Raw genomic sequence first — 10,127 nt, forward strand, 5'->3', positions numbered from 1 at the left:
CGTCGACGAACGCGGCGGCGGCCGCCTGCGGATCGACCGTCGGGTCGCCCAGGAGGCCCTCCGCGAGCGGCTCCAGACCGGCCTCCCGGGCGATCTGCGCCTTGGTGCGGCGCTTGGGCTTGTAGGGGAGGTAGATGTCCTCCAGCCGCGCCTTCGTCTCGGCGCCGTGGATCCGCGCCTCGAGTTCCGCGGTGAGCTTGCCCTGCTCCCGCACCGAATCCAGGATCGCGGTGCGCCGCTCCTCCAGCTCCCGCAGATAGCGCAGCCGCTCCTCGATGGTGCGCAGCTGCGCGTCGTCGAGCATCTCGGTCGCTTCCTTGCGGTAGCGAGCGATGAAGGGAACGGTGGAGCCGCCGTCGAGCAGTTCCACCGCGGCCTTCACCTGCCGCTCCCGTACGCCGAGTTCCCCGGCGATCCTGCCTTCGATGGACCCTGCTCCGAGGGACCCGGGTGTCGTCACGATCCCGTACCGCCTTCTCCACTCAACGTTGCGCGGCAATTGTGGCAGGTGGCACCGACATCCGGGCACCAGGGCGCACCCGGCGGGGCGACCGCGTCCGGGCCGGCGGTTCAGCCCGGCGCGGACACGCTCCAGGTGAAGTGCGGCTGCCTGCGCCCCAGGAACGCGGCGACCCCCTCCGCGGTGTCGCCGCTGCCGCGTGCCTGCTCCGTCCAGTAGGCGTCGCGGTCGGTGCGGCCGCCGGCGAACTCCTTGGCGGCGGCCTGGGTGAGCTGCGAGCGGGACGCCAGCACCCGGGTCAGGTCCGCGACCCGCTTGTCCAGTTCCCCCTCGGGCAGCACCTCGTCCACCAGGCCGGTGGCCAGCGCCCGTCCGGTGTCGATCAACTCGCCGGTGAACAGCAGGTACTTCGCCGTGGCCGGGCCGACCAGGGACACCAGCCGGCGGGTCGAGGAGGCGGGGTAGACGACGCCCAGCTTCGCCGGTGTCACCCCGAACACCGCTCCCTCCTCGGCCAGCCGCAGGTCACAGGCCGCCGCAAGCTGCGCCCCGCCGCCCACGCAGTGCCCGCGCACCGCCGCGAGGGTCGGCTTGGGGAACGCGGCCAGGGCCTCCTCGGCCGCGACCGCGAGCGCCTGCGCCTCCTCCGGCGAGCCCTGCAGCGTGGAGATGTCGGCGCCCGCGCAGAACGTGCCGCCCGCACCGGTCAGCACCAGCGCCCGCACCTCGCGGTCGCGGGCCAGCGCGTCCAGCAGCGGGGGCAGAGCCCGCCACATCGCGGTCGTCATGGCGTTGCGCTTGGCGGGACGGCGGATCACCACGGTGGCGACGGAGTCGGTGACCTGGTGGGACAGCTGGGGCTCCATGCGGGGATCGTATCGTCGGCCTCGTACAACCCGACTAGTTCGCGAACCGGCGCCCGGGGAACAGGAACAGTCCCGACCGCGTCCAGGTCATGCGGAGTCGGTCAGAAACCGTTCGATACCCGCCGACTTGTGTTCAGGTATCCGGGCCGGAGCGCCTCGTTACCAACACTCGACGTGTGGTGACAATCGAGCGCGAGGGTGGCGACCGGACGATGGACGACCATGGGCGCGGGGACGGCCCGCGCCCAGCGGGGGGCGGCGCCGAGCGGCCGCGGGACCCCCTGCCGTACGAAGGTGTCTGGCGTTTCACCGCGGCCGCGGTGGACGCCTCGGTCCCGCAGGCCCGGCACGCGGTGCGGGACCTGCTGCTGCGCCAGGGCGTGCCGGTCTCCGACGACCTGGTGCACGGCCTGCTGCTGATCGTCTCCGAGCTGGTCACCAACGCGGTCCGGCACGCGGCGCTGCTGTCGCCGGTGCTCGCCGTGGAGGTGGCCGTCGGAGCCGAGTGGGTGCGGGTGTCGGTGGAGGACAACCATCCCTACCGCCCCACCGCCCTGGAGGCCGACCACGGCCAGACCGGCGGCCGGGGACTGCTCCTGGTGCGCGAGGTGGCCCGGGAGGCGGGCGGGGTGGTCGACGTGGAGCACACGGCGAGCGGCGGCAAGGTGATCTGGGCCGCCCTGCCGCTCAAACCCGCCCCGCTGCCGTAGCGCCTACCAGCCCGCGGACGGGCCCGTCAGTTCCCTGATCGCCGGGCGGGCCGCGTCCAGGACGGTCATGAACCAGGCCGAGAACGGGTCGGCGGCATGCCGCTCGGCCAGCTCGGCCGCCGTCACGAAGGCGGTCTGGGCGACCTCCTCCGGGTCCGGTCCGAGCGGCGCCTGCACCAGGCCGACGAACAGGTGGTTGAACTCCTGTTCCACCAGGCCCGAGGCGGGGTCCGGGTGGTTGTACCGGACCGTGCCGGCCTCCGCGAGCAGCGACGGCGACACGCCCAGCTCCTCGAACGTGCGCCGGGACGCCGCCGCGAACGGCGCCTCACCCGGGTACGGGTGGCCGCAACAGGTGTTGGACCACACACCGGGGGAGTGGTACTTGCCGAGCGCCCGCTGCTGCAGCAGGAGCCGGCCCTGCTCGTCGAAGAGGAACACCGAGAACGCCCGGTGCAGCTGCCCGGGCGGCTGATGGGCGGCGAGCTTCTCCGCCGTACCGGTCGTCACACCCTTCTCGTCGACCAGTTCCAGCAAAATCGCCTCTGCGGTGCCCTCCGACGAGCTGTGCGTCGCGGTGGCAGGTGTGATCGGCATACCCATCCTTCGCCTCGGTCTTCGCACCACAAGTCTGCCGTACGAATACGGCACTCCCGGCACGTGAGCCGGTCCGCGCGCGGCGCGGCACCGGGAGCCGGGCCCGGTGGATCATCGTGCCCGGCGTCCGCCGCCGGGAACCCCCGGGGACGTCCCGAACAGGAGTGCCGGGCGTCAGTGGCACAGCCGTGCTTCATGCTCCGCGTGGCCGCCCGGCTCCAGCTGGAAGGTGCAGTGCTCCACGTCGAAGTGGTGGCCGATGCAGCCCTGGAGCTCGTGCAGCATCTTCTCGTTGCCGATGGCGTTCAGCACCTCGGAACTGACCACCACGTGCGCCGACAGCACCGGCATGCCCGAGGTGATCGTCCAGGCGTGCAGGTCGTGGACGTCCTCCACGCCGTCCAGTGCCAGGATGTGCGCCCGGACCTCCGCCATGTCGACCCCCTTGGGGGCCGCCTCCAGCAGCACGTCCAGCGTCTCGCGCAGCAGCTTCAGCGTCCGCGGCACGATCATCAGCCCGATGACCAGCGAGGCGACCGGGTCGGCCGGCTGCCAGCCGGTGGTCAGGATCACGGCCGCGGAGATCAGCACCGCCACCGAGCCCAGCGCGTCCGCGGCCACCTCCAGGAAGGCGCCGCGCACGTTCAGGCTCTCCTTCTGGCCGCGCATCAGCAGCACCAGCGAGACGGAGTTCGCGAGCAGGCCGACGAGACCGAACACGACCATCAGGCCGCCCCGGGTCGCCGCGGGCTCCACGAACCGCTGGACGGCCTCGTACAGGACGTACCCGCCGACCCCGAGCAGCAGCAAGCAGTTGGCCAGGGCCGCGAGGATCTCGGCCCGGGCGTAGCCGAAGGTGCGGTTGGTGCTCGGCGGGCGGTTCGCGAAGTGCACGGCGACCAGCGCCATGCCGAGGCCCACCGCGTCGGTCGCCATGTGGGCCGCGTCCGCGATCAGCGCGAGCGAGTCCGCGACGAGGCCGCCGACGATCTCGACCACCATGACCGTGAGCGTGATGCCGAGCGCGATGCGCAGCCGGCCCCGGTACGCGGCCGTGGCCGTACCCGGCGCCGGCGCGTGGGAGTGCGCGTGCCCGTGGTCGTGCCCTGCCCCCATGACTACCGCCTTCCGTGTGGCTGCCCGGAGGCCAGTGAACTACGCGGCGGGGGGAGCGGGCAACGCGGCACTGAACACCGTTGTCATGTGCCGTGACCTGCGGAAACGTTCCGCAGGTCAACGCCACCCGGCGCACTCGCCATGGTGCGGGGGCCGGGGCTCACCCGTCGTGGTGCAGGGGCCGGGGCACACCGGTCGTGGTGCAGGACCCGCGCTCACCCGCCGTGGTGCGGTCGTGGCCTCGCCGGCCGTGCTGCGACCTCGCGCGCTGAACCGTCGTGGTGCGGTGGCGGGCGCTGATCCGCCGTGGTGCGGCTGCCACCCCGCCCCCGCCGGCCGCGCTGTGCCCCCGGGCGCTGATCCGCCGAGGTGTGTGCCACCCCGCCCCCGCCGGCCGTGCTGCGACCCCGCGGGCTCAGCCGCCGTGGTGCAGCCGCCACCCCGCCCAGGCCGACTCCACCATCTCCCGCACTCCGCGCCGGGCCCGCCAGCCCAGTACCTCGGCGGCCCGCTCGGCCGAGGCGACCGCGCGCGGTGCGTCGCCGGGACGGCGGCCCTCCACGACGGGCGCCCGGCGGTCCCCGGTGACCTCCCCGATCACGGTGATCAGCTCGCGCACCGAGACGCCCTCGCCCCGGCCGATGTTCAGCGTCAGATCACCGGACAGGTCCCCGTCCGCCAGCCGGCGCGCCGCCGCCAGATGGGCGTCCGCGAGGTCGGCGACGTGGATGTAGTCCCGCACGCAGGTGCCGTCCGGCGTCGGGTAGTCGTCACCGAAGACGCGCGGGGCCTCGTCACGGGTCAGCCGGTCGAAGACCATCGGCACGATGTTGAACACGCCCGTGTCCGCGAGCTGCGGCGCCGCCGCGCCCGCCACGTTGAAGTAGCGCAGGCAGGCCGTGGAGATCCCGTGCGCCCGGCCCGCCGCCCGCACCAGCCACTCCCCGGCCAGCTTCGTCTCGCCGTAGGGGTTCACCGGCGCGCACGGGGTGTCCTCGGTGATCAGGTCCACGTCCGGATTGCCGTACACGGCCGCCGAGGAGGAGAACAGCAGCCGGCCGACGCCCGCCTCGGCGACCGCGTCCAGCAGGGTGGCCAGCCCGCCCACGTTCTCCCGGTAGTAGCGGGTGGGCTGCGCCACCGACTCCGCGACCTGTTTGCGCGCCGCGAGATGGACCACGCCCGTCACGCCGTACTCCGCCAGGACCCGCTTCAGCAGGTCCCCGTCCAGCGTCGAGCCCCGGACCAGCGGCACCTCGGCCGGGAGCCGCTCGGGCACGGCCGCCGACAGGTCGTCCAGCGCCACGACGCTCTCCCCGGCGCCCGCCATGGCCCGTGCCACGTGCGCCCCGATGTATCCGGCTCCGCCGGTGATCAGCCACGTCATGGTCGTCCACCCTATGCCGAGCCGCCCGGTGTCCCGGTTGCCCGGGTCTGCCCCATCGGTTTGTGGGCCGGGCCCCCGATCCCCGATGATGATCGCGGCAAAGGCCGGGGCAGCCACCGTGGACCGGGCCGTGAACGGCCGGTGAACACGGGCTCCGGCCCATCCGATAGCCTCTGCCGACATGCCGCCCGGGTGCCGCAGGCAGGGGCGCCCCACCAAGCAGACGACCGGCGCCCGAGCGCCGGCACCCAGGGAGTGAGTTCGGTTGTCGACGGCCATCGTCACCGGTCAGCCGGTCCCCGGATCGTCACTGGAGCACGATCTGCGGTCCCTCGGCTTCGAGGTGCGGGCCGCGGCCGACGCCGCCGAGGCGGAGTCCCTGCTCGCCGCCGTGCCGGCCGGCCGGCGCGTGGCCCTGGTCGACGCCCGCTTCGTCGGGCACCCGCACGCGCTGCGCCTCGGCCTGACCGACCCGCGCTTCCCGCTCGCCGCCGTGCCCGGCGCCGTCACCGCCCAGCCCGCCGCCCGGCAGGCGCTCACCCGGGCCGTGGCCCGCGCCACCTCCGCCGACGGCACCACCGCCGGGGCCGGCGGCGCCCCCGCGCTCGCCGTGGACAGCCTCGCCGACCGCGTCGCCGGCGCACTGGACACCGACGGCGGCGCGGTGCACCGGCCCGAGCTGGGCAGCCTGGTCGCCACGGTCCCGGCGGACCCGCAGGCCCGCAACGAGGCCCGGCAGGCCGTGGCCGCCGTCGACGACGAGGCCGTACGCCTGAAGTCGGCCGTGAAGTCCCGGGACGGCTTCTTCACCACCTTCTTCATCAGCCCCTACTCGCGCTACCTCGCCCGCTGGTGCGCCCGGCGCGGCCTGACCCCGAACCAGGTCACCACGGCCTCGCTGCTCACCGCGCTGATAGCCGCGGGCTGCGCGGCGACCGGCACCCGCGGCGGCTTCGTCGCGGCCGGCGTGCTGCTGATCGCCTCCTTCGTCCTGGACTGCACCGACGGCCAGCTCGCCCGCTACGCGCTGAAGTACTCCACCCTCGGCGCCTGGCTCGACGCCACCTTCGACCGGGCCAAGGAGTACGCCTACTACGCCGGGCTCGCCCTCGGCGCGGCCCGGGGCGGCGACGACGTGTGGGCCCTGGCCCTGGGCGCGATGATCCTGCAGACCTGCCGGCACGTGGTGGACTTCTCGTTCAACGAGGCCAACCACGACGCCACCGCCAACACCAGCCCCACCGCCGCCCTCTCCGACAAGCTGGACAGCGTCGGCTGGACGGTCTGGGTGCGCCGCATGATCGTGCTGCCGATCGGTGAGCGCTGGGCGATGATCGCGGTCCTCACCGCGGCCACCACCCCGCGGATCACCTTCTACGTCCTCCTCGCCGGCTGCGCCTTCGCCGCGACGTACACCACCGCCGGCCGGGTGCTGCGCTCCCTGACCCGCAGGGCGCGGCGGACCGACCGGGCGGCCCAGGCCCTCGCCGACCTCGCCGACTCCGGACCGCTCGCCGGTGCCCTGCGGCGCGTGGCCGGCAAGGGGCTGCCCGGGCTCGCCGTGCCCGCCGTCGCCCTGCTCGGCGGCGCCGCCGTCACGGCCGCGTCGGCCCTCACCGGCTTCGGCGGCCTGCTGCCGGTCGCCGGCGCCGCCGTGTACGTCCTCACCTCCGCCCTCGCCGTCGCCCGCCCCCTCAAGGGCGCCCTCGACTGGCTGGTCCCGCCCTTCTTCCGGGCCGCCGAGTACGGCACGGTGCTGGCCCTGGCCTGGAAAGCCGGCGTGAACGGGGCCCTTCCTGCGGCTTTCGGCCTGGTGGCGGCCGTCGCCTACCATCACTACGACACGGTGTACCGCATCCGCGGCAACGCCGGAGCGCCCCCGGCCCGGCTGGTGCGCGCCATCGGGGGGCACGAGGGGCGGACGTTGCTGGTCACCGTCCTCGCCGCGGTGCTCACCGCCACGCAGTTCAAGGCCGCGCTCACGGTCCTCGCCGTGGCCGTCGCCCTGGTGGTGCTCGTCGAGAGCATCCGCTTCTGGGTGTCCGCCGGGGCGCCCGCAGTACACGACGAAGGAGAAACCGCATGATCGGCCTCGTGCTCGCGGCCGGCGCCGGACGGCGTCTGCGCCCCTACACCGACAGCCTGCCGAAGGCGCTGGTGCCGGTGGGGCCCGCGGGCATAGAGGACTCGATCACGGTGCTGGACCTGACGCTCGGCAACTTCGCGGAGATCGGGCTGACCGAGGTCGCCATCATCGTCGGCTACCGCAAGGAGGCCGTCTACGAGCGCAAGGCGGCCCTGGAGGCCAAGTACGGCCTCAAGCTCACCCTCATCGACAACGACAAGGCCGAGGAGTGGAACAACGCCTACTCCCTGTGGTGCGGCCGGGACGCCCTCAAGGACGGCGTGATCCTCGCCAACGGCGACACCGTGCACCCGGTCTCCGTCGAGAAGACGCTGCTGGCCGCGCGCGGCGAGGGCCGTCGCATCATCCTGGCCCTGGACACGGTGAAGGACCTCGCCGACGAGGAGATGAAGGTCGTCGTCGACCCCGACAGGGGCATGACGAAGATCACCAAGCTGATGGACCCGGCCGAGGCCACCGGCGAGTACATCGGCGTCACCCTCATCGAGGGCGACGCCGCCCCCGAACTGGCCGACGCGCTCAAGACGGTCTGGGAGACCGACCCCCAGCAGTTCTACGAGCACGGCTACCAGGAGCTCGTCGACCGGGGTTTCCGCATCGACGTGGCACCGATCGGCGACGTCAAGTGGGTCGAGATCGACAACCACGACGACCTCGCCCGCGGACGGGAGATCGCGTGCCAGTACTGACCCGGCTCATCCCCTCGCCGGTCGTCGTGGACATCCGCCCGGGTGCCCTGGACGACCTGGCCTCGGTCCTCGCGGACGAGCGCGTCTCGCAGTCCGGCAGGCTCGCCATCGCCGTCAGCGGCGGCTCGGGCGCCCGGCTGCGCGAACGGATCGCCCCCTCGCTGCCCGGCGCCAGCTGGTACGAGGTCGGCGGCGGCACCATCGACGACGCGGTGCGGCTGGCGAGCGACATAAAGGCCGGCCATTACGACGCGGTCGTCGGCCTCGGCGGCGGGAAGATCATCGACTGCGCCAAGTTCGCTGCGGCCCGGGTCGGCCTGCCGCTGGTCGCGGTCGCCACCAACCTCGCCCACGACGGCCTGTGCTCCCCGGTCGCGACCCTCGACAACGACGCGGGCCGCGGCTCGTACGGCGTGCCCAACCCGATCGCGGTCATCATCGACCTCGACGTGATCCGCGAGGCACCCGTCCGGTTCGTCCGCTCCGGCATCGGCGACGCCGTCTCCAACATCTCCGCGGTCGCGGACTGGGAGCTGGCGAACCGGGTCAACGGCGAGAAGATCGACGGTCTGGCCGCCGCCATGGCCCGCCAGGCCGGCGAGGCGGTGCTCCGGCACCCCGGCGGAGTCGGTGACGACGGTTTCCTCCAGGTGCTCGCCGAGTCGCTGGTCCTCACCGGCATCGCCATGTCCGTGTCGGGCGACTCCCGCCCGTCCTCCGGCGCCTGCCACGAGATCAACCACGCCTTCGACCTGCTCTACCCCAAGCGCGCCGCCGCCCACGGCGAGCAGTGCGGCCTCGGCGCCGCCTTCGCGATGTACCTGCGCGGCGCCCACGAGGAGTCGGCGTACATGGCCCAGGTGCTGCGCCGGCACGGGCTCCCGGTGCTGCCGGAGGAGATCGGCTTCACGCTGGACGAGTTCGTCCGCGCGGTGGAGTTCGCCCCCGAGACCCGGCCCGGCCGCTACACGATCATCGAACACCTCGACCTCAAGACGAACCAGATCAAGGACATCTACGCCGACTATGTCAAGGCCATCGGTAGCTGAACTCCGTCCGGTCGTCCACCCCGCGGGGGTGAAGGACCGGCGCAGCGGTGAGCACTGGGCGGGACGCCTCTACATGCGCGAGGTGTCCCTGCGCGTCGACCGCTACCTGGTGAACACCAGGGTCACGCCCAACCAGCTCACGTACCTGATGACCGTGTGCGGGGTGCTCGCGGCCCCGGCCCTGCTGGTGCCGGGGATCGCGGGCGCCGTGCTCGGCGTGGTCGCCACCCAGCTGTACCTGCTGCTGGACTGCGTCGACGGCGAGATCGCCCGCTGGAAGAAGCAGTACTCGCTCGGCGGGGTCTACCTGGACCGCGTCGGCGCCTACCTCACCGACGCGGCCGTGCTGGTCGGCCTCGGCCTGCGCGCCGCCGACCTGTGGGGCAGCGGCCGGATCGACTGGCTGTGGGCCTTCCTCGGCACCCTCGCCGCGCTCGGCGCCATCCTGATCAAGGCCGAGACCGACCTGGTCGGCGTCGCCCGCCACCAGACCGGCAGGCCGCCGGTGCAGGAGGCCGCCTCCGAGCCGCGCTCCTCCGGCATGGCGCTGGCCCGCCGGGCCGCCTCGGCGCTGAAGTTCCACCGGCTGATCCTCGGCATCGAGGCCTCGCTGCTCATCGTCGTCCTCGCGATCGCGGACCAGGTCCGCGGCGACCTGTTCTTCACCCGCCTCGGCACGGCCGTCCTCGCGGGCATCGCCCTGCTGCAGACGCTGCTGCACCTGGTGTCCATCCTCGCCTCCAGCAGGCTGAAGTGAGCGCCCCCGTGAAGGTCGGCGCCGTCATCATCACCATGGGCAACCGGCCGGAGGAGCTGCGCGCCCTGCTGGACTCCGTCGCCAAGCAGGACGGCGACCCGGTCGAGGTGGTCGTCGTCGGCAACGGCTCGCCCGTCCCGGACGTCCCCGAGGGTGTCCGGACCGTGGAGCTGCCCGAGAACCTCGGCATCCCCGGCGGGCGCAACGTCGGCATCGAGGCCTTCGGGCCCGGCGGCCGCGACGTCGACATCCTGCTCTTCCTCGACGACGACGGCCTCCTCGCCCGGCACGACACCGCCGAGCTGTGCCGCGAGGCCTTCGCGGCCGACCCGGAGCTGGGCATCATCAGC

At 73.3% G+C, this 10,127-nt stretch carries 11 protein-coding genes; 6 read left to right on the top strand and 5 right to left on the bottom strand.

Annotated features, from left to right (window positions below; all coding sequences use genetic code 11):
• On the bottom strand, positions 1-460 hold a 460-nt coding region (locus tag IE312_RS40370; protein ID WP_306419750.1), incomplete at its 3' end, for a Tex-like N-terminal domain-containing protein.
• Between the two features lie 110 nt (positions 461-570).
• Entirely contained in the window at positions 571-1,326 is a 756-nt protein-coding gene (locus IE312_RS16345) for an enoyl-CoA hydratase/isomerase family protein (RefSeq protein WP_189982427.1), read from the bottom strand.
• 212 nt (positions 1,327-1,538) lie between these two features.
• Between IE312_RS16345 and IE312_RS16350 the strand changes: the two genes are divergently transcribed.
• Positions 1,539-2,036 carry an ATP-binding protein gene (locus tag IE312_RS16350; protein WP_189982729.1) on the top strand — a complete coding sequence of 166 codons (498 nt, stop codon included), beginning with the start codon at positions 1,539-1,541 and terminating at the stop codon, positions 2,034-2,036.
• 3 nt (positions 2,037-2,039) lie between these two features.
• On the opposite strand, the gene idi is transcribed toward IE312_RS16350, so the two are convergent.
• From idi to galE, 3 genes are all read right to left on the bottom strand, one after another.
• Entirely contained in the window at positions 2,040-2,633 is a 594-nt protein-coding gene (idi, locus tag IE312_RS16355; RefSeq protein ID WP_189982429.1) for an isopentenyl-diphosphate Delta-isomerase, read from the bottom strand.
• 174 nt (positions 2,634-2,807) lie between these two features.
• Complete coding sequence (locus IE312_RS16360) at positions 2,808-3,749, bottom strand: cation diffusion facilitator family transporter (protein WP_189982431.1); 942 nt, start codon at positions 3,747-3,749, stop codon at positions 2,808-2,810.
• 415 nt (positions 3,750-4,164) lie between these two features.
• Entirely contained in the window at positions 4,165-5,136 is a 972-nt protein-coding gene (gene galE, locus IE312_RS16365; RefSeq protein ID WP_189982433.1) for a UDP-glucose 4-epimerase GalE, read from the bottom strand.
• 265 nt (positions 5,137-5,401) lie between these two features.
• Here galE and IE312_RS16370 point away from each other — a divergent pair, with 265 nt between their 5' ends.
• The 5 genes from IE312_RS16370 to IE312_RS40375 all read left to right on the top strand — a co-directional run.
• The gene (locus IE312_RS16370) at positions 5,402-7,222 is read left to right on the top strand and encodes a DUF5941 domain-containing protein (RefSeq protein WP_189982435.1); all 1,821 of its coding nucleotides are present in this window, start codon (positions 5,402-5,404) and stop codon (positions 7,220-7,222) included.
• On the top strand, positions 7,219-7,971 hold the full coding sequence (locus IE312_RS16375; protein ID WP_189982437.1) for a phosphocholine cytidylyltransferase family protein: 753 nt from the start codon (positions 7,219-7,221) through the stop codon (positions 7,969-7,971). Before IE312_RS16370 ends, IE312_RS16375 begins: the two co-directional genes overlap by 4 nt.
• On the top strand, positions 7,959-9,020 hold the full coding sequence (locus IE312_RS16380) for an iron-containing alcohol dehydrogenase family protein (RefSeq protein WP_189982439.1): 1,062 nt from the start codon (positions 7,959-7,961) through the stop codon (positions 9,018-9,020). The genes IE312_RS16375 and IE312_RS16380 overlap by 13 nt, the downstream gene beginning before the upstream one ends.
• On the top strand, positions 8,998-9,777 hold the full coding sequence (locus IE312_RS16385) for a CDP-alcohol phosphatidyltransferase family protein (RefSeq protein ID WP_189982441.1): 780 nt from the start codon (positions 8,998-9,000) through the stop codon (positions 9,775-9,777). The genes IE312_RS16380 and IE312_RS16385 overlap by 23 nt, the downstream gene beginning before the upstream one ends.
• Positions 9,778-9,785: 8 nt before the next feature.
• A partial coding sequence (locus tag IE312_RS40375; RefSeq protein WP_229899956.1) for a glycosyltransferase family 2 protein occupies positions 9,786-10,127 on the top strand: 342 nt, incomplete at its 3' end.

This window comes from Streptomyces capoamus, from assembly GCF_014654935.1.
GTDB classification, from domain to species: Bacteria; Actinomycetota; Actinomycetes; order Streptomycetales; family Streptomycetaceae; genus Streptomyces; species Streptomyces capoamus.

Excerpts from the sequence above, each read along its gene's own strand:
- IE312_RS16345 (WP_189982427.1), bottom strand. The coding sequence starts at position 1,326 with ATGGAGCCCCAGCTGTCCCACCAGGTCACCGACTCCGTCGCCACCGTG.
- IE312_RS16350 (WP_189982729.1), top strand. The coding sequence starts at position 1,539 with ATGGACGACCATGGGCGCGGGGACGGCCCGCGCCCAGCGGGGGGCGGC.
- idi (WP_189982429.1), bottom strand. The coding sequence starts at position 2,633 with ATGCCGATCACACCTGCCACCGCGACGCACAGCTCGTCGGAGGGCACC.
- IE312_RS16360 (WP_189982431.1), bottom strand. The coding sequence starts at position 3,749 with ATGGGGGCAGGGCACGACCACGGGCACGCGCACTCCCACGCGCCGGCG.
- galE (WP_189982433.1), bottom strand. The coding sequence starts at position 5,136 with ATGACGTGGCTGATCACCGGCGGAGCCGGATACATCGGGGCGCACGTG.
- IE312_RS16375 (WP_189982437.1), top strand. The coding sequence starts at position 7,219 with ATGATCGGCCTCGTGCTCGCGGCCGGCGCCGGACGGCGTCTGCGCCCC.
- IE312_RS16385 (WP_189982441.1), top strand. The coding sequence starts at position 8,998 with ATGTCAAGGCCATCGGTAGCTGAACTCCGTCCGGTCGTCCACCCCGCG.